Source organism: Bradyrhizobium genosp. P, from assembly GCF_049949265.1.
In the GTDB taxonomy this organism is placed as follows: domain Bacteria; phylum Pseudomonadota; class Alphaproteobacteria; order Rhizobiales; family Xanthobacteraceae; genus Bradyrhizobium.
In genome coordinates this window covers 2,499,440-2,519,310 of the sequence record NZ_CP188195.1, presented here as the reverse complement: position 1 = coordinate 2,519,310, position 19,871 = coordinate 2,499,440, and the positions used below count along the sequence as shown (strand labels likewise).

Here is a 19,871-nt window from a genome sequence, read left to right as displayed (position 1 = left end):
ACCTGTTCGACATCGCCGCAGCTTCCAACGCGCGAGCGAGAGACGCTGGCGTCTTTGACAGCCCAACCTTGGCGGCGCTGGCCAGTCGTGGATGCCCAGACATAATTGCCTAGGCCAGTTTGAGGACCAGAAGCGACCGACCGGCTCACTATTCGACGGTCACGGATTTGGCGAGATTCCGCGGCTGGTCGACATCGGTGCCCATCACGACGGCCGTATGGTAGGCGAGCAGCTGCACGGGGATCGCGTAGACCATCGGCGTGAAGGCGGCTGGCATGTCCGGCAGCACGATGGTGGCGAACGTATCCAGTGTCGCCTCTTCAGCGCCCTTGGCATCGGTCATGAGGACAATATTGCCGCCGCGCGCTGCCACCTCCTGCATGTTCGAGACCGTTTTCTCGAATAAACGGTCATGCGGTGCGATCACCACTACTGGCACGGTCTCGTCGATCAGCGCGATCGGCCCGTGTTTGAGCTCGCCCGCAGCATACCCCTCTGCATGGATGTAGGAGATTTCCTTCAGTTTCAATGCGCCCTCCAGCGCGATCGGGAAGCTCGTGCCACGACCGAGATAGAGCACGTCGCGCGCTTTGGCGATGTCGCGCGCAAGCCTCTCGATCTGCGGCTCGGTGGTAAGCGCTGCCGCCATCAGGCGAGGAATTTCAACCAAGCCACGGACCAACTCGATCTCCTCATCATCGGACAGTTCGCCGCGCGCCTTGGCGGCCGCGACTCCAAGCGCGGCTAGCACTATTAGTTGGCAGGTAAAGGCTTTGGTCGAGGCAACGCCGATCTCCGGGCCGGCCAGCGTCGGCAGCACGGTTTCGCTCTCGCGAGCGATGGTCGACGTTGGTACATTGACGACCGCAAGTGTGTGTGCGCCTTCCGCCTTGGCGTAGCGGAGCGCAGCAAGCGTATCCGCGGTCTCGCCCGACTGCGAAACAACGATCGCAAGATCGCCTTTGCGCAAGGCGGATTCGCGGTAGCGGAACTCGGAGGCGACGTCGACTTCGACCGGCACGCGGGCAAAACGCTCGAGCCAGTATTTTGCGACGTTGCCAGCATAGCTCGCTGTGCCGCAAGCGGTGATCGTGATGCGCTGGACGTCTCTGAAGTCGAACGGCAGCTTGATGGGCAGCGCAACACGTTCGCAGGCTGTGTCGATATAGCGCGCCAGAGTCTGCCCGACCACCTCCGGCTGCTCGTGGATTTCCTTGGCCATAAAGTGTCGGTAATTCGCCTTGTCAACCAAGAGCGACGACACACCCGACTTCCGCGTCTCGCGATGCGCGACTGCCCCGTTGGAATCGTAGATGACGCCGACCTTGCGGGTGAGCACGGCCCAGTCCCCATCTTCAAGATAAGTGATGGCGTCGGTGAATGGGGCAAGCGCCATGGCATCCGAACCGATATACACCTCGCCATTGCCACGGCTGAGCGCGAGCGGGGATCCCTTCCGGGCGGCGATCATGAGATCGTCGTGCCCCTTGAACAGGAATACCAGGGCAAACATACCGCGCAGTCGCGGTAAGGATGCTTTCACCGCTTTTTGGGGCGAGTAGCACTTCTTCAGATAGGATTCGACCAGATGCGCCACCACCTCAGTGTCAGTGTCGGAAACAAATCTGGCGCCATTCTGCTCAAGTTCGGCGCGCAACTCACGAAAATTCTCGATGATCCCGTTATGGACGACCGCGACATTGTCTGTCGTATGCGGATGCGCGTTGTACTCCGTGGGCTTGCCATGAGTGGCCCAGCGGGTATGACCAATACCGGCGCGACCCGATAGCGGATTGCCGCGTAGGCGGGCTTCTAGATTGTTCAACTTGCCCTCGGCGCGCCGGCGCTCAAGCTGATTGCCTTCGAGCGTCGCGATTCCAGCGGAATCGTAGCCGCGGTATTGCAGTCGCCTGAGCGCCTCGATCAATTGCTCCGCAACGGGTACGCGCCCCAAAATGCCTACAATCCCACACATGCGGATCAACATCCCCCAATTTCAGGAATAATGCTTTTAAAGCCGCTACACTTTTCTTGAGACCTTCGATTGAAGGTGCTCAATGATTGTTGCGGATTTGGGTACTTTGAATTCTGCAGGGCAGTCCAAGCTCCCCCAGCCGAAGCGCGGCTCAGGCGAGCACGATCGAAGCCCCGCATGTGGCGGCAGCAGGAGACAATAGGGCGCGAGCGCGTGGCGGACAGATAGCCATGTGCTGACTCTTCGGAAGACAACATCGTAGTCGCGGTAGGGCCGCCGCGTGGACACATCACGCAAGTTGCCTCTCGCCAGGGATCGATGACACCCGATGCAGATCGACCACGTGCGAGGTGTCCCACTATTTTCCGGTATGAACTTCATTATCGTTGGATGCGTTGAGAGCCAAGTATAACGCCAAGCCCCTTCCCAAGAGGTTAGTAAAGCGGATAGCTGGATAAACATTCCGCCAGCTTCCGTCGACAGCGGGAGGGCTTACCGACAGTCCATTAACGGCGAGGGCATTCGCCGCGAACCTTAACCACAGAGAGTCGATCTCCGTTTCGAACGCAATTTGGTGCCGTCCAGCGCCCTGCCTACAGGAGAAATTGGCAAACAACGACGCAGCCCCTTGAGCTTCCCCTTGGGCTTCGCCTGTCGCTTCCAACCCGCGCGATGTAACCGCCCAAGCACATAGCCGGACTGAAAATGCGCTTGAGTTGATGCTCGGCATGCACTGAAAATATTCCCCCGAACCTAGGCAAAGATCGAACACCATTCTGATTGGCCGAAGGCTTTTCTCCAGACCGAGACGTTTTCTTATGCGGGATCTTATAGGATTGGTAAAATCGATTGTGTTGATGGGCCGCATCTATACCGTGGATAGCTGTCAAAATGCTTCTCACCCCCCGTTGTCATTGGCGAGTTCGCGGTTTCGAGATCGCCCGCCTCCATTATTGTACGAGCTCGGTGAGGCCGGCGAATTGGTCAAGGAGGTTTTCAGGTCCGGTATGGCGAGCTGCGCTCAAGGCGTTGTGCAGCACCGGCCTGCTAATTGCGATGATCGTACAGTGTCCCTCGCCGGCCAGCCTCGCATGTTCATGCAGAATGCTGAGCATTCCTATGTGGCGTGGTACATCGGGTCACTGCTCAAAATGGATTTTCTGCGGTTTCCTGGCGAAGCCCTTGATCAGTTTGCGGACGCTCGATATCCGACGACTTCCGTCGTAGTCGAAGCCCCTAATTAAACTCCGCGGATCGTCATAAATTCCGATGGGCCAGCACGATCTGCGCGCAGACGGTTGATCGGATGTTCTCGATCCATGTGCCGTGAGCCATGCCGCAAAAGAGCATCAGATGGGAAGGTAATCCGGACCACCCTGCCCTCATCATGACGGCAACCGGCGAGGTCGTGACGTACGCCGAATTGGAGAATCGGTCTCGACCGGCTGCAAACTGGCTCTTCGACGCCGGCTTACGGTCCGGCGACGTTGTGGTAGTGCTCTCTGACAACAGCTCTTGGATTCTCGATATCTACCGGGCTACTCAGCGCTCCGGCTTGTACCTGATGCCGACCAATTGTCGGCTGGACCACGGTGAAGTCGACTATATGCTCGGTAATTCAGGCGCTGCCGCTCTGTTCGTGGGCCGTGGTGCACTCAAGACGGCACGGACCATCAACGAGCATGAGCGGCTCGAGCGTCGTGTTTGTCTCGAGGGAGATCTGGCAGGTTACGAGACGTACGAGCAGGCATTGAAGACAGCTCGCGCCACCCTGCCCTCTTCCCAACCTCGTGGCGCCCACATGTTGTATTCTTCTGGCACGACCGGGAGGCCAAAAGGGATGAGGCATGCGTTGCCGAAGCGACAGGTGCCAATCCTGGCGATACAATCGTGCAGGCGTTTTCGTCGAATTTTGGCTTCGATGAGAGGACAATCTATCTGTGCACTGCTCATCTCTATCATGCCGCGCCACTGCGAACCTGCGCAACCGTCCAAGCGCTGGGTCGCCGTCGCCTTGGCCAATAAGTTTGCTCGCATCGCCTGGCGCTTGATGATATCGGGCGGCGTGTACAACCGGCCGGTAGCCGGCATGCCGACTTGATCTGAAATCGGCCGGCGAGCGAGGTTGCTCGGCGGATTGCCCACGAACTTGCATGACGCAGTAGATGGAGGGACCGATCGGTCGATACGCGCGAGCTTCCGAAGATTACACTGGCACCACGAGTGTCGCAATGTGCTCGGAGCGTGCGTAGCGAACACCATCTCGGCCAGCGGACTTTGTCCGCGCAAACAGGCCGGACATCTGATAGCAAGCGATCTGGCCAGAAGTCTGCTACAATCCTGACAAGTGGGGGCCGTCCACATCTGCAGTCTGTAGAGATACGGGCCTGCGATGGCCCTGCGCTAACGTAGACGCTCGCATAAAGTTGGAACTTCTTTCGGAAGCAGGTGCAGCAGTTCGTCATCATCCCGCTATGTCTTAAATCTAACTCTCCATCTAAGGTTTGCCGCGGCTCATGTCAGTTGGAAAAATCGATTGTTTAGATGGAGCACATCCACACGATGGATAACTTCGCGCCATGCGTTTCAACGGCCTTGATCTAAATCTTCTCGTCGCGCTCGACGCTCTCATGACCGAGCGGAACCTCACCGCGGCGGCGCGGCGAATCAATCTGAGTCAGCCGGCCATGAGCGCGGCCGTTGCGCGATTGCGCGCCTATTTCCACGACGAGCTTTTTACGATGATGGGTCGCCAGCTTGTTCCCACGCCTCGAGCCGAGGCGCTTGCTGCCCCAGTTCGCGAGGCTCTGTCGCACATCCAACTCTCCATTATTTCCCCCGACGGATTTAAGCCGGCGCAATCGAATCGCCGCTTCAGGATCATCCTTTCCGATTTCATGATGACCGTGTTTCTTCGAAAGGTCGTGGACCGCGTCGCGCAGGAAGCTCCCGCCGTCTCCTTCGACTTGCTGCCGCCTGAAGAGGACCCCGATCAGCTTCTCCGGCGCGGTGAGGTTGACTTCTTAGTTTGTCCGGAATTGTTCATGTCGCGCACGCATCCAAAAATGCCGCTATTTGACGAAAGATACGTATACGTCGGCTGCAGCATGAACAAGCAGCTAGCTAAGCCGCTTACATTAGAGAGATACTTGTCGATTGGACAGGTTGCCGCCAAATTCGGGCGGACGATCAGACCTTCGTTCGATGAATGGCTCTTGGTCGAGCACGATCTCAAGATTCGCATTGAGGTCGCTGTGCCGGGCTTTAGCCTGATTCCCCCCCTGATATTGGGGACTGATCGTATAGCGACAATGCCAACGAGGATGTTTAGGCATTTCGAGAACACAATGCCCTTGCGAAGGATCCAAGCTCCGTTGCCGGTTTTTGCGTTCACCGAGGCCGTCCAGTGGCCTGCACTTCACAACGCTGATCCGGCCAGCATTTGGATGCGGAGCATTTTTTTGCAGGAGGCGTCCCGCATAGCATGAGATCGCCTGAACTCGAACGCGTGGCCTAGCTAACTACAGCACGTGGCGATCATACGCATACGCCAGCGCAGGGATCGATCCGATGGCGATTGATCGTCTAGGCCGACCCAATTCGAAATAGAGTTGTCAGAAACAGAAGTCGCTTCGGAGTTCTGGCTCTTGTGAGGATGGCTCGGCTGAGGCCCTCCACGTTCGCAGGCTGCAATTAAAAGCCTAAAAGGGCTCAGCTAGGCCTATACCTGATCTGGTCGCGCAAGACGCCAATGGGCATGTCGGCCTTGCCCCGCGAGAGATCAAGCCCGCCTGGCGGCGCCACATAGCCTCCACAACCGCGTATCTGCTACACACAATTTATGCAAATCTTGCAGCGGATGAATTCGGGACACGGCGCCGCGGTGCGCGTCGCAGCCGAGGGTCCAGCCCCGATGGGGCCGCAGGGTTGGCCGCAGGGGTACCCTGCCCTCGTGGGCTAGCTAGGCCGTGCAACGGCAATTTGAGGCGCGGGCCAATCTCTGAGAAGCCGAGCTTCAAGTACAATGCTGAGTTGGGACTGCGGCTCCACATCGGCTGCCTTGGTGCCCCCACTTCAAGTTGGCCCCAGCCTTTCGTTGTCCCAAGGGTAACGGCCGCGTCGATGAGCGCCATCGCAACACCAGATGATCGCTGATCCGGCACCACGTAGAGCTCAGTGATAATGCCGTAGGTTCCGCGCGCAAAGAGGGCGGCGCTTTCCGATAGCATGATTAGGCCGATAGGGCGTTGCTCCGTAAAAGCAAGAAACCCCGAGATGCGCTCTTTCATGGCCAGCAGTTCGGCAACCAGTTGAGTATCTACTCCGGCCTGCACGTGACCGGCCCCAAGTTCGGCAAGCAGAGCACTGACCATCTGAGTCACCGTTGCGGAATCATCGACCGACACCTCACACGTCGTCACCATGTCACATCCTCCACCACATTGTTCAGCGGCAGCAACGGAGACGGAAGCTGCCGCAGCCAACAACCAAAAGTAGATATGCCGACAAATTGAAGGTCCAATGACGCCGTTGTTCACACCATTGAGAGGTCGCTAGATCCTCGCTTGGCTCTTAGCTGACGGTTCTCGCTCAAGAGATAATCGAAACCTGCTTTCTCGGCAATCTGGGCGAGCTTTCGATCGTAGCCGGCCTATGGCTAAAGCGTTGTTCGACCAACGCAACGACAAGGCCACCAGACACTTCCGCATCCTTTCGGCGACCCTATGGGTCGTTCGGTGGTATCCTGCTTGCTTGGCGAGCTAGATGAGCTCGATCAGACTGGCGACCGATTGACGCAGGTAGCATTTTGCTCCATGCGAGCGGGCCCGCGGCTGTTTAATGCGGCGCCAAACAATCGTAGAGGTGTTCCGCGATCGGCGGTGTCAGCACGTGGACGCGGGGTGAGTTAGGTCAACAAAACGACGCGCACGTCGGATGGTGCCGTGTGAATCGGAGTTGTCGAGTTCGTCGAAAACGTCCTTCGATCTCATCAGCGCACCCCTATGAACGAACCGCTGGCCAATAGTCTCAGAGAATGAACCGCGGCGCGAGTCGACGACGCACTCTTTTTTGTCGCGGTTGGAAAACCAGCTTTCTTATATTTGCGACGAACGGATCGTTTGTTGCCGCGTGAAAACATCACCGCCTGTCACAACCGACGTGCCTGACCAGCGCCACTATATTGATCGAACCTCAAACAAGTTAATCCTTGGCGGCTGCAGGCGTCCGTCGAATGAGGGGAAGCTGAAGAAGGTGCCGAGGGAGCCTTAGTCGAGACACCAATTTGCGCCATCGCATCGATCCTGGTTCTCCGGTCGAAGTCATGCTTGACTTGCTCAAAGCTAATCCTCGAGCATCATCGAGGGCCACCAGCTGTGACGCGCCATAGTGAGGGCTGCGGCGGCGTCGCGCCGGACGATCTCGGGAAAATCGGCGGCAAATTTGCCGAGCAGGAAGCACATACGCCTGCGCAGGCGCGGCGATGATGCGGACGCTCCGCTTTCGCGCTCCTTTTCGGACTGTCGAAGCAGGACGCGACGCCTTGCGCCAAAATACCGCGAACGCGTTCTGAGGGGCTGCGCCGTGTTTTTTGGATTGGCTCCGCCAATGGCACCTCGGCCCAGTCCTCGAGGCGTATGCGGCGGAGCGTGTCCTTGCTGCGGTCGTATCGGCTGTCGCTTTCGGCTACCTCCGCCACTCTCACCGCGTTCTCACCTTCGCCAGAGCGTGGAGCGGTGACGGCACTGCTTCCCTCGTCTGCGCCCAGTCCCGCTCGATCAGCACTCGCCATAGGTTACGGGTGAAGCTCGCTTAGGCCTCATCGTCCAACCAGCCGATCTTGCTCTTCAGGAACCGAAAACCAAGCACCTGAACGCTGGCATGCTCCTTGTTGTCCCTGCCATAGCCGTGGCCGTCCGCGGCTGCCTCGTAGAAATAGGCCTCGTAGCCCATCACCTGCAGTTTCGCTACCATCTTGCGGGCGTGCCCCGGATGAACCCGATCGTCCCGCCGCGTGGTGGCGATCAGAATCGACGGATAGATTTGGCCCGGTTTGGCCGCATGATAGGCGGAATAAGTCTTGAGCCATTCCCACTCCTCAGGCTTGTCGGAGTCACCAAATTCCGCGATCCAGCTCGCACCCGCAAGCAGCTTTGTGTAGCGACGCATGTCGATCAGAGGAATCGTGTAAAACAATGCGCCGAACCGCGCAGGGTAGCGCGTGAGCATGTTGCTGATGAGGATGTCGCCGTTCGATCCACTTTCGGCGGCTATCCGCCTCGGCTCAGTCACGCCACGGCGCACCAGATCGGCGGCCACGGCCGCGAAGTCATCATGCGATCGTGTCTTGCCGGCAAGCCGGCCGGCGTCGTGCCAACGTGTGCCGAACGCGCCCCCACCAAGCAGGTTCGCCTGTACGGTGGTGCCACCACGCTCCAACCAAAGCCTGCCGAGGGCTGGATTGTAGTACGGCCTCACTGAGAGCCCAAAGCCGCCATAGCCGCTCATATGGACCGGCGCGTTGCCGCTCTCTGCGGCCGGACCGGTCTGCACATAGGGAATCCGCTCACCATCGATCGAGATCGCCTCGTGCTGCGTGACCACAAGGCCCTCGGCGCTATACGTCTTTGGCGCCCGCTTCAGCACGATCGGGCTGGAGATGCTTCGCTCGATCAGCACCAGCGAAGGTGACGTGAGTGGATCCTGGACGGTGGCGAGAAGGTCGCCGTTGCTTTCGGATGGATGGCGATCGAGGGGCCAGACGTCGACGACGCCGATGCCGGGCAGCCCGCGCAAATTCTCGTGGCTCCAGCCGGCGGACGAGGGCGTGCAAGTCTCGAATACTGGGCGTCGCCCGTCGAGGATCGAAAGGACGAGTTTGTCGCCGGCCCAGAACAATCCCTGCAGTGCCCGGCGCGGACCCGGCGCGAAAACGATCGTGAAGTTGCGATCGCCGGCCAGAAAGGCAGACAACGACATCCCAAGCACAGTATCGGGCGCGTGGGTGACGCCGGCAATACTCCATGCTGAACGCAGCTTGACGACAAACCAGTCTCGGTGCGCTCGCAGCCGGATGTCGGAGGGAAGGTCGAGCTTCACGCTCGCGCCGCTTTCGGTTCCGAGCCAGACGTCGAAGTTGAAGAAATCCAGCTGATCGACGAACCAGACACGTGGCCATTGTCCGGTCCGATCGACTTCGCAACAGGCACACATGCGATCTGGCGTGGTCCCGAACACCACGGCCGCGCGCTCCACAGGCTCGCCGCGGCGCCACAATCGCACGGTCCTCGAATAGCCCGATGTCGTTGCCATGCCGTTGCCATGTGCGCTGGACAACAGCAGCGTGTCGGGATCGACCCAAGTGGCGGCACTCTTGGCTTCCGGCAACGTGAAGCCGTCGGCCACAAAGCTTTTCGTATTAAGGTCGAATTCGCGCAAGGTGACAGCATCGCTGCCGCCGCGCGACAGACTCACAATGATGCGTGGATGATCTCCTGGCAGCGAAGCCGTTGAGTTCAGAAGCCAGTCATCGCCTTCCTTTGCCGCGAGCTGGTCGATATCGAGCAAGATTTCCCAGGAAGGATTCGGCTTACGAAATTCGTCCAGCGTGGTCACTCGCCACAGGCCGCGCAGGTTGCCCGCGTCCTTCCAGACATTGTAGAGATAGTCACCACGCCGCCCGACATAGGGAATATTGTCCGGTCGATCATAGATCGAAGCCAGCGCGTCTCGATCCCGCTCGAAGGTCGCTCCGCCGAAAGCCCGCAACGTCCTGCCGTTCTGCCGCTCGACAAAATTTAGCGCGCGCCGGCCCTCTATCTCTTCCAGCCAGAGATAGGGATCGTCATCGGGAGCGGAGAGCGTTGGCCTTCCAGCCTGCGACTTTGTCGTCGAGCTTGCTTTCGACACCGTTTACTCCCAGGGCTGGCATTGGCGCGCACTTTCGATGCGCCATCGAGACTTGCACCATTTGGTTTGGTCACACCCCCGAGCCTACAACCTAACGCGGCATCCGATTCAAGTTGATTCGTTCGAACTTAAAATTGCTCCGCAGATATCGCCATTAAGGTCAGCGCCGCACGCCTGCAGCTCGTTGACGAGCCGCTGTCGCTCGCTTGCCAAGGCAGAAATGCTAGACGATGCGCAGGTTTTCGGCTGACATCTTCCCCGAGCGGCCAATCTTTGCTTCGTAGCTGATCTTGTCTCCTTCTGGGAGTAAGGCCAAGCCAGCTTTCTGCACCGCAGAGATATGAACAAACACATCACGGCCGCCGGCGTCCGGCGCGATTTAGCCGTAGGCTTTAGTCGGGTTGAACCATCTCACGGTTCCAATTGCCACTGTCTTTGCTCCTTAAAAACGACACTGAATCACGCGCTGCGATCTAGCAGCCGCGTTGCTCTTCTCAGCAAACAGCGTGCCGCTCCCAAAGCACTGTGGATACGTGTAGAAGACCGCGTGTTTGGCGCGATATTCGCGGAATTCTTTGTCTGTCGCTCTTGAGTGCCACGCAGCGAATGTCTTCAACCCGACAACACTAGTACCTCTACACAGTGATTTTGGCTCTTTGGAAGTGTCTGGGTAGGCGCGCTCCAGTTTGGCGCGGGCCTTTTCTGTCGTGAACATCCATTTGATGCGTGAGCGTGCAGAATTTCTCTGCCGTTCCCAAGCGGTGATTTCGCGGCATAATCGCGTGGGGTCGTCGATCCTGCGATCGAGGCACTGTCCCCGCAAGACGCCGATCTCGATCTCAACCATGTTGAGCCAGCTTGCATGCTTGGGTAGTGGAACTCGACCCGCCGCAAGATCCGCCTGGCTTCGGTGGGCAGGAACGTCTGGTAGAGGGCGCCGGCGGAGTGGGTCGATAAATTGTCCTGAACGATCCGGATGGTCTCGGCATCGGGATAGTGGATGTCGACGAGGTCACGGATGCATCGGGCATAGTCTTCCGCCGTTCGCCGTTCCGTGAGCTTGACCTTGCGCCAGGGACGATGCACGTCGAGGAGGACGAAGAGTGACCGTCCCATTGCGACGATACTCGTAATCGTAGCGTTCGAGCCGGCCCGGCTTGGCCGGGATTGGCTGACGCACCTCGCCGATGAGTTGCACCGGACTTTCGTCGAGGCACACGACCGGCCGCTTGGGATCGGGCGCCTCGGCATAGAGATCGAGCACGTCCTCCATGCGGGCGACGTATTCGCCATCGACCTGCGGAATGCACCACATGTCTTTGCGCCACGGCTTGAGGTCATTTTCCGCCAGGCCCTTGGTCCGGTACACGGTCGAGCCATCCACACCAACGCTTCTGGCGATCTCCTCGTCGCCCGCCCCGGCGTCGACGGCCAGCAAAATCTGTGCGCGCTTTGTGAAAGGAGCGCTTCTGCGCATTTGGGTCCCGAATTTGAGTTACAAGAACCCTCAGGCGGGCTTTGCAGTAGCGGCAAGTCTCTACCAGACTGGCATCGGGTGAGCGCTGGCGATCACAGTCTTTCAGCTACTCTAAGCTTCCGCTAGCGGTGAACGGCCCGAGCCAATTCCAATCCGAGCTCGCAAGCTTTGCTCGGGCAGCTCCCGATCGCAAACGGCGCCCCTTTTTGCAACGCCAGTATACGATGCGACTGACTGATCACAAGGAGCGCAAGCGCCAATGCGTCATGCACTTTCATTCGGCGCAACGGATCGCCCTAACCAGGTTGTAAAGCCGAATTCCTTGATGTGACCTTCCTTACGTTTCGATCAACGCTCGGAGGTATCGGGAAAGACAAACTTGTGTGGTACACTTATTAGTCCAGGTCCAGTCGATCAGAGGTGTTGGCCACCATTGATCGGCACTTCAGCGCCGGTGATATAACTGGCGTCATCCGAGCATAGGAAGAAGATGACCTTAGCGACCTCTTCAGGAGTTCCCACCCGGCGCAGCGGGATGTTCGGTACGACCCGAGCCTCCGTATCCGGTGACAAAATGTCCGTCTTGATCTCGCCCGGGGCGATCGCATTCACACGAATTCCATGCGGCGCATAGTCGTGAGCCATTTCGCGCGTGAGACACGCTAGAGCGGCTTTCGAAGTCGCGTAGGCGCTGCCGGCGAAGGGGTGCACCCGCGAGCCTGCAATTGAGGTCACGTTGACGATCGATCCAGACGCCGCTTTCAATTCGCCAAAGAGCCCTTGCGCAAGCAGAATTGGAGCCACCAAATTGAGATGAAACACATCCATCCAGGTCTCGATCGAGGTCGCCAACGATGTTAGTCGTGTGCCGCTCGACGTCTTCGGTGACATCGCTGCATTGTTGATCAGGGCGTGCAACGGCGCGCCCGCGAGGCGCTCCTTGACTTCGGCGAGGGCGCGCGGCAGCAACCGATGCTCGCTGAGGTCGAGCTGGACATGATTGTCGGATGCGGCCTCCCAAGGGCATCGCCGGGCATCGATCGGTTGGCGCGCGCACGAAATGATGCGCCAGCCAGCTTCCGAAAACAGCTTTCCGGTGGCGTAACCTATGCCACGCGATGCTCCGGTCAGCAGCAGCGTCTTTCGTTCTCTCCGCCGGGCGCGTGCCTTATCGGACTTGAATGAAGTGCCGTCATTATCAACCGACATTCGTCTGGCGACCGCATCCTTGTTCAGCAGATCGGCCCTCAAACACGCCTCCTGTCAGGTTAAGCTCATCCTACTTGGTGTCTTGGTGCAGGAATTGGGCCACCTCTATCGACAGGGTAACTCACGCGCGTCGCGGAGCTAAGCCTGTGTTCACGACGCGCTTGACGGGTTTCAGACATCACGTCCGTTTGCTTTCCGACAGCAGCAACGCGAGGACCGCGCCACCTTAACTTCGCTCTTTTCGCGCACAGTTGCGCAAAACTTCGTTCAGTGGAACTGGCTGGGCTGAAAGCGCACGTGAAGGTCCTACCGATGTTGAATGCCGTCGCACGCCGCCCGTCCCGATCCTCGAGGAGCTATCAGCGACAGGAGGGACGGCACTCACCTGGCCATCCATCCCATAGTCAGTGCCAATTCGAGACGCCCGCTCGCTGGCAACCCCAGCGGTTCATCCCGCTGCTCTTGCAGCAGCTTCCACCAGGGGGCATTCGAGCGCAGGCGCCACGGTATAGAAGGCCATTCTCAAGCGTCAACAGACTCAAAGTACCTGGCGTAAGGTCCCGCTTTGCATTTGCGACGCAACTCATCAAAATTCTCTACGGTTTGGTCTAGCGGTCGCACTTCCTGGCGCTGAAGTTTGGCGCGACCGAAAACAGGCCGCACAGGAAGCCCGAGGAATTCCCAAACCAATTCCAAGCACAGGTGCGGCTCGCGAAGAAGCCTCTCATACTCCAGCTCAAGGATGTTGGTCGAAGCGAATGAGTGCCCGATCCTGTCGTGGAACTCAGCGGTGGTCTTGAAGTAGGTTTCGCATGTGTTGAGGCTTAGGCTGACGAGCGGCGGTCGCTTGTCGTCGCTATCAGAGCCGTATTTCAGCCATTCACCGGTTTGCCTCGCCTGCACAAGTGAGCGGAGCGATTCCAGCGGATTTCTACGACACACGATGACCTTAAGGCGGGGCCAACGGGCCAGCTCGGCCAGCATCCCCGGGCGGTCATGAAACTGCGGTTCATTGATCTTGCACCCAACATGGGTCACGTCGATTTTGTCGCTCGGCATTGGATTGCGCAGGTAGGCACACTCCAGAAGCTCACGATCATTACCTAGGAGCCGCGCCTTGTCGGGCCAATTTGGATCATACTCATTGAGCAATTCCCCGTTGCTCACCACGTTCGGATGTTCATTGAGCAATTCTTCCAGATAGTGGGTGCCGCTCCTCGGCATCGCGAGGATGACGAACGGCTCAGGCGATAGTTCGGATTTCAACATCGTGACAGCTCCTGATTGACTCGGTCGAAACAGTCCAGCCTCTAACCAATGAGGCTAGATCAGCCCACACGTGATACTATCGTTCCATAAGCCGGATATATCGGCGTGATACGAGCATCCTTGCCGCTGGCTTCACACCCGTAAATTATTCCGCAGAACTGATTCACACTATGTTGGGCATTGTTTGTTCAACGCATCAGCCGGCGGCGAAGCAGCAAAGCCGATGCGACGAACGCGACTACAGTGTATATGCAAAGTACGCCCACATGCAGGCCGACGCTGCTGGCGTCCCGATCCAGCATTGCCGGCCGAATGAGGTCAATCGAATGTGCCAGCGGCAACGCCTCTGCTACGCGCTGCAGCGCGATGGGCAGTTGAGCTACGGGAAAGATCGCGCCGCACAAGTACATCATGGGTGTGAGAAAGAGGGTCTGATAAAACACGAAGTAGTCGTAACTGGGCGCGAGCGCTATCACGACCATGGCGAGGCTGGCGAAGGCAACACCTGTGAGCGCAATGGCTGGCAGCGCATAAGGGATAGACGGCCACGCCGCATAGCCCAGCGCGGCGGCTACAATCGTAATTCCCGTCCCTGCCAGAACGGCTTTTGTCGCTGCCCACGCCAATTCACCGAGAACGACGTCGCCAAGTGTGAGCTCCGTGCAGAGAATCGCATCCCAGGTGCGCTGGGCGTGCATCCGAGCGAAGGCCCCATAGACGGTTTCGAAGGTCGCGGAAATCATCGCGCTTGTCGCGGCCATTCCAGCTGCCAGAAAGGCGACGTATGAAATGCCATCGACCTGGCCGATCATCAGTCCCAAGCCGAAGCCGAGACCGAACAAGGCGCTCATGGGCTCAGCGAGGTTTCCAAGAAGCGATGCCAGCGCCGCTTTGCGCCAAGCCATATAATTCCGGCGCCATACGGCGCTCCAGTTCCACGCATTGGCGGGCAGAGCCGCGGCATACTGCTCCCACATCGCTAGTCCCTCATCTCCCGTCCGGTCAACCGTAAGAAGACATCCTCAAGGTTCGGCGGCCGCTGAAGCAGACGAAGGCCGGTCCGCCCACGCAGCCGCATGAGCACCTGCTCTGGATCCGGCGCATAGCAAAAGAGCGTCTCGCCGCTAATTTCGGTGCGTTGAGCGAGCGGCTTGATGAGTGCGCAGAGCTCGTTCGTATCACCACCGTAGACCTCAATGACCGGGCAACCGATCTGTTCGTCGATCAATGTGTGTGGCGGCCCTTCGGCGATCTTGCGTCCTGCCTCGAGGACGCACAGGCGATCGCACAATCTCTCCGCCTCCTCCATGAAGTGCGTCGTCAAAAGGATGGTCTTGCCGCGCGACAGCAGCGCGCGCAGCCGCTCCCAAATCAAATGCCGCGCATGCGGATCGAGCCCGGTGGTCGGCTCATCCAAGATAAGGATCTCTGGATCGTTGATGAGCGCCCGGGCCAGCGTAAGACGCCGCTTCATGCCACCGGACAGTTCGGTCACCCGCGCATCTGCCTTGCTCTCAAGGCGGGCGAACTCGAGAAGGGACGGCGTGATCTTCTCGACATCCTTTGCTGTCATCCCGAAATAGCGCCCGAACACCAGCAGGTTTTCGCGTACGGTGAACTCGAGATCAAGATTGTCAAATTGCGGAACGACGCCGATGCGCTTGCGCGCCAATCGAGCGCGTGCCGGCACTTTCTCGCCGAGCACAGTTATCTTGCCAGCCTCGGGCGTGGACATCCCGAGAACCATACGCGCAATCGTGCTCTTGCCCGCACCGTTCGGTCCCAACAGGCCAAAGCACTCTCCCGACGCCACCGTGAACGACAGCTGGTCGACGACCACCTTCTCGCCATAGGATTTTTTCACGGCCGTGAAATCGATCGCCACGTTCGACACGCGCTCGGCCCCCCTGTCAGCCGGCGTGATCGGCGCCGGCTCCATCGCGATCGTTCGCCTTGAGATTGGCGCTGCTTCGACGCCGCCGAGCATTTTTTCTATTCCTTCTGCTACAACTTGTCGGTGGGACCAGCTCGCTGACCCCGCCTTCAACAATCGCAATGCGATCCGTCTGCGATACGGCAACTCTGACATAGTGATATGTCAGCCTGCACAACGGATTGCTTATGCAGCCGGCCTCCGAAAGCCGGCGATCAAGCAATCTTCGTTAACCGATTCACCTTGGCAGTGGACACGCACGACTTCGATCAACGCTTCGTTCAACATGGCGATGACCGTCTCTGCACCGGCCACGTGCCCCCAGCGTCGGCAGATGTGGTCGCGCGCCGATCCGAAAACCAGAAGCCCGTCTGGCGCGAGCATTCCTACCAAGTTGTCGACCGCTGTGCGCATCTCCAGCGTGTCGCTGAGGTAATAGAGAACTTCTGCTACAACGATAAGGTCGAACCGCTCTGGCGGTGAAAAGTGTTGGAGGTCGGCGACTTTCCAGCCTATGTGTGACCATCTCTCCGTCCGGCGACGTGCGCGGCTAATAGTCTGCGGCACGACGCCGACTACCGTGAGCCGTTTGCAGTGAGGCGCGAGCATCTCGGTGAATGCGCCGGCAGCGCACCCGACTTCCAACGCGCTTGTGATGCTTTGGCGGGAGAGCGACATCCGAAGCATTTGCGTGTAGCGCTCCCGCTCGAACGGATTCGCGTCCAGACGCCACGGGTCATCGGCGACCAATTCTCGCTCTAGCAACTGATAGTTCTTGTCTAGGCTCACGAGCTTCTCACCTCTTTGACGCGCGCAGTTACGCGTCGCCTCCAGGCCTGTCAGGTACCGTCAACATCAAAAGCATGTGCACGTGTAGCCGTTTCGCCGATAGACGGTGCAATACCCGAATGGCCTGTGGCATCTAACCTGGCGCTCTGCCTCGGCGTGCTGGCCTGACCGTCACCTGAATCCGGCATATTGGCGGACTTGCGCGACAACCAGTCGCTGTTGCTCAATGTACACAACGCATATACCTTCACAGGAAGTAACAGAAACATGCTGATAGGTTTGTGTAGAGCGAAAGCGATAAAGCGAAGCTGTCGGGCACGAAGTGCTGCCAAGCTGCAGCGAACCATGGTCATTGACGTGATGATCAGTACTGTCGCCCACGGTAAATCGCTCGTAAGTGCGATTTGCGCAAGCGCCATCAGTATTGAAACGCCGAGCAGGAGCGGAAGGAGGTTCTGCCCGACAATGTCCAGCGTGATGTAGAAGTCGAGGCTTGCCAGGAGGGGTAGCGCAAGCGCCGTATCCCGGAAGGTACTCCGTGCCCACCGCAATTGTTGCCGCAGGTATGGCACCAGCCTGTCCGGAACGACTGTTGCTGCCATCGCGTCAGGAACGTACTCAGTTCGAAATCCGGCCGCGAGCATCAAGATCGTGAGATGGCGATCCTCGCCGAAGTCGCTTGGCTTTCCTCGAAAATACTGCGTCTCGTACTCGTGGAGGACCAAATCGAGCGCCGATCGGCGATACATGGCGCACGGGCCACAGCAACACAAGACGGCTCCGAAGCGAGATTCCGCCAAACGCTCTTCATTACAAGCCAGCCAGTACTCCATATCTATCAGCCTGGTCAGCCAAGTGCCGGTTCGATTACTGGCTGTGAGCTGCCCCATAACAGCGCCAACCGCTGGATTTTGCATCTTCCGTACAAGCTTTGTCACCACGTCGACGGCGATTGTGGTATCAGAATCGATGTTGAGAACCAAATCGCCGGATGAACGGTGCATCGCTGCAATTTGCGCTTTGCGCTTGCCGACATTCTTTCCCAGCCACACGAAATTGAATCGCGGATCATCTGTGTAGGCGTCCTGTACAGGTCGCAGTGATTTCCGATTTTCCGATCCGTCATCAACCACGTATACCCGCACTTGCCCTTCGTAATCTTGGCTTGCGATCGACTCCAGGCACGCCGAAAGCGTGCGCGGGTCCTCGTTGAAGCAGGGCACAATCACATCGACGCTCGGCAACGGGCCAGCTTCTGATGCACAGTCAGTCGGGGACGGGACCTGTGTTCGGAGCGCATTGAGCGTCTGCACGCTCCTGTAGATGGCGGACAGCAGGGCGTAGGACGACACGGCGACAACGCTTGTTGTGGCAAGCAGATTCATGGGGGCGGCTCTTTTTCAATGAGATTGAGGAAGCGAGCGGATGGCGAACCCTTGCTCGCCCAATGCTGGAATAAGCCGGGAAAGCGCCTCGAGGGTCTGATCGCGACCGCAATCGATGGCTTGTTCGCGCTCGACGGGAAAACATCCGTCGTGCAAGAGCACAACAGCACCCGGCCGGACCGACGCCAGCACTGCGTCAACAATCGCCTCAATCCCGGGACGAGACCAGTCTCTCGGGTCTACTGACCAGTGCAAGGGGACCAGTCCGGCTTTGGTTGACGTCGTGAGTACCTGGTCGGTCCAAATGCCATACGGAGCACGCATGTGCCGCAGTAACGCCTCGGGACACACCGTCCTGATGACCTCGCTCGCCGAATGAATCTCATATTGCACCTCAGCTGGTTCGCATCTGGAGAGATCGGGATGGGTCATCGTGTGGTTTCCGACTTCATGCCCTTCTGCGATTATTCGTTGGATCAGCTTCGGATGTGCTGCCGCGCACGCCCCGATGACGAAGAAAGTCGCCGGCACCCCGTGCTCCGCAAGAACATCAAGGATAGAAGCTGTCCAACGTGGATCCGGACCATCGTCAAAGGTCAGGTAAACGTTACGATCTCCGGTGGCGCTAACGTGCTCGCTTCGCGCTTCCGACAAGCGGCCGAGGTAGGTCACAGCTCTGGCCCGTTCCGATCGATCATGGTCCCGGCCGGCCATTCGCTCATCGGACGTCCGATTGGGAAGACCAGAACCACCAAATCGTCGTCGGTACGGGTCGGCGGCAAGTCCAGATGCACGTCCGGCCGTGTTGAGCGCACGCGCACTCCCGGCAAAATAGTGGCAAGCCCCTGACGACCGAGCAGCTTCGTCACATGCTTCTGCAACGCCGGCCGAACAGCACCAAAACCAAACGGAACCCCGAGCTGCTGCAGCACCGGATACATCACCCGCATTGAGTGCGTGATCCCCAGCCCCTCCAGATCCGGACGTACGCCGTACAATCCCAGCTCGGCCACGAGCAGGTCGACCTCTCCGACTTTGATGAAGCGGCGCAGTGCGCTGATATGAGCTGCTATGCCGTGTGCATCGTAGCCGATGGCACGAATCTCAGGCCTCGCGCCGGCCCAGCTTCGTCCGCCTTCGAACGGTTTTGCATTGAATTCACCGGTCGGCCCGTACGTCTTGCGAAAGAACTCGGACAGTTCGATGTGTTCAGCAAGTTGCAACTCGTTTTCCCAGCACACCCTCCACCGCACTTTGGAGTGCGTGGAGAACACTCCTGTATCGTTGGGTATGGCAATGTTCATGGCGGCCCCCGTTGCGACGCTCGATATCTGATGTGGCATTTTATGCACGCGAGTCACTCATTCTCGCCGGGAGCATTCATGAGCCCGCGGGACACGTCGGCGCGCATTTCCCGGATCCAGTGCTCACCGTTCGGAGGAGCCGCGTTCACGATGAAGGCGACTTGGAGATGACATTGAGGCGCGACGCCATTCGCATGAGATCGCGCAGATATTTCAGCGGCACTTTGGGCAGATCGCCTTCGAGCCGCGATCCATTTCGACGCGTCGCCGAGGCGCTTGACATCTGCGCTCGGCAACTTCTGGTTGCTCCAAAACTCAAGGCACGAGAGCCGTCCCGCGGCAGCCGTAAGTAGGTCGCTGGGCGATAGAGTAACGTTTCGAAAAGCTATACGAAGGTTTGTCGGCACGAAGCGCCTGCGCCGGGCTAGGCGCACTTGCCGCCTCGTGCCGGCGCAATGCGGCTTACCCGGACCGAGGAGCGGCGTGGTCGCGATGGACATGCGCCGCTTACAGGACGCCAGAGAATTCCGCTCGGGGATGGGGCAACGATTAATATTCATTGTGGTACGCCTGACTCCGATCCGACGTTTTTGGTATCTCGCACCGCACCAAATTGGTAAAA

13 protein-coding genes and 4 pseudogenes are annotated in these 19,871 nt (G+C 58.6%); 3 read left to right on the top strand and 14 right to left on the bottom strand.

Annotated features, from left to right (window positions below; translation table 11 throughout):
- Window positions 1-148: 148 nt before the first annotated feature.
- Window positions 149-1,975, bottom strand: coding sequence for a glutamine--fructose-6-phosphate transaminase (isomerizing) (gene glmS / locus ACP2YO_RS12250; protein ID WP_426441098.1), 1,827 nt, complete (start codon window positions 1,973-1,975; stop codon window positions 149-151).
- A 1,333-nt stretch (window positions 1,976-3,308) separates the two neighbouring features.
- Here glmS and ACP2YO_RS12245 point away from each other — a divergent pair.
- The 3 genes and pseudogenes from ACP2YO_RS12245 to ACP2YO_RS12235 form a co-directional block, all read left to right on the top strand.
- Window positions 3,309-3,758, top strand: a pseudogene (locus ACP2YO_RS12245) (AMP-binding protein); the annotation flags it as partial.
- Window positions 3,759-3,956: 198 nt separating this feature from the next.
- Window positions 3,957-4,076 (top strand): annotated as a pseudogene (locus tag ACP2YO_RS12240) (IS110 family transposase); the annotation flags it as partial.
- Between the two features lie 478 nt (window positions 4,077-4,554).
- Window positions 4,555-5,463 carry a LysR family transcriptional regulator gene (locus ACP2YO_RS12235; protein WP_426441097.1) on the top strand — a complete coding sequence of 303 codons (909 nt, stop codon included), beginning with the start codon at window positions 4,555-4,557 and terminating at the stop codon, window positions 5,461-5,463.
- Between the two features lie 351 nt (window positions 5,464-5,814).
- Here ACP2YO_RS12235 and ACP2YO_RS12230 read toward each other — a convergent pair whose 3' ends face one another.
- The 13 genes and pseudogenes from ACP2YO_RS12230 to ACP2YO_RS12170 all read right to left on the bottom strand — a co-directional run bounded on the left by ACP2YO_RS12230 (window position 5,815) and on the right by ACP2YO_RS12170 (window position 19,249).
- Entirely contained in the window at window positions 5,815-6,264 is a 450-nt protein-coding gene (locus ACP2YO_RS12230; RefSeq protein ID WP_426443150.1) for a GNAT family N-acetyltransferase, read from the bottom strand.
- A gap of 290 nt (window positions 6,265-6,554) precedes the next feature.
- Window positions 6,555-6,676, bottom strand: a pseudogene (locus ACP2YO_RS12225) (dimethylsulfone monooxygenase SfnG); the annotation flags it as partial.
- Window positions 6,677-7,786: 1,110 nt separating this feature from the next.
- Window positions 7,787-9,883: a prolyl oligopeptidase family serine peptidase gene (locus tag ACP2YO_RS12220; RefSeq protein WP_426441096.1), complete on the bottom strand. Its 2,097-nt coding sequence runs from the start codon at window positions 9,881-9,883 to the stop codon at window positions 7,787-7,789.
- A gap of 223 nt (window positions 9,884-10,106) precedes the next feature.
- A complete protein-coding gene (locus ACP2YO_RS12215; RefSeq protein ID WP_426443149.1) occupies window positions 10,107-10,262 on the bottom strand; it encodes a cold-shock protein in 156 nt (51 codons plus the stop codon).
- Window positions 10,263-10,535: 273 nt separating this feature from the next.
- Window positions 10,536-11,336: pseudogene (locus ACP2YO_RS12210) on the bottom strand (IS630 family transposase); the annotation flags it as partial.
- A gap of 438 nt (window positions 11,337-11,774) precedes the next feature.
- On the bottom strand, window positions 11,775-12,569 hold the full coding sequence (locus ACP2YO_RS12205; RefSeq protein WP_426443148.1) for an SDR family NAD(P)-dependent oxidoreductase: 795 nt from the start codon (window positions 12,567-12,569) through the stop codon (window positions 11,775-11,777).
- A gap of 522 nt (window positions 12,570-13,091) precedes the next feature.
- On the bottom strand, window positions 13,092-13,838 hold the full coding sequence (locus ACP2YO_RS12200) for a sulfotransferase (RefSeq protein ID WP_426441095.1): 747 nt from the start codon (window positions 13,836-13,838) through the stop codon (window positions 13,092-13,094).
- Between the two features lie 188 nt (window positions 13,839-14,026).
- On the bottom strand, window positions 14,027-14,815 hold the full coding sequence (locus ACP2YO_RS12195) for an ABC transporter permease (RefSeq protein WP_426441094.1): 789 nt from the start codon (window positions 14,813-14,815) through the stop codon (window positions 14,027-14,029).
- A gap of 2 nt (window positions 14,816-14,817) precedes the next feature.
- On the bottom strand, window positions 14,818-15,777 hold the full coding sequence (nodI, locus tag ACP2YO_RS12190; protein ID WP_426443147.1) for a nodulation factor ABC transporter ATP-binding protein NodI: 960 nt from the start codon (window positions 15,775-15,777) through the stop codon (window positions 14,818-14,820).
- Between the two features lie 180 nt (window positions 15,778-15,957).
- Window positions 15,958-16,560: a nodulation methyltransferase NodS gene (gene nodS, locus ACP2YO_RS12185; protein ID WP_426441093.1), complete on the bottom strand. Its 603-nt coding sequence runs from the start codon at window positions 16,558-16,560 to the stop codon at window positions 15,958-15,960.
- Between the two features lie 50 nt (window positions 16,561-16,610).
- Window positions 16,611-17,945: a chitooligosaccharide synthase NodC gene (gene nodC / locus ACP2YO_RS12180; RefSeq protein ID WP_426441092.1), complete on the bottom strand. Its 1,335-nt coding sequence runs from the start codon at window positions 17,943-17,945 to the stop codon at window positions 16,611-16,613.
- Window positions 17,946-17,960: 15 nt separating this feature from the next.
- Window positions 17,961-18,617, bottom strand: coding sequence for a chitooligosaccharide deacetylase NodB (nodB, locus tag ACP2YO_RS12175; RefSeq protein WP_426441091.1), 657 nt, complete (start codon window positions 18,615-18,617; stop codon window positions 17,961-17,963).
- Entirely contained in the window at window positions 18,614-19,249 is a 636-nt protein-coding gene (locus ACP2YO_RS12170) for a NodA family N-acyltransferase (RefSeq protein WP_426441090.1), read from the bottom strand. Before ACP2YO_RS12170 ends, nodB begins: the two co-directional genes overlap by 4 nt.
- Window positions 19,250-19,871: the final 622 nt, after the last annotated feature.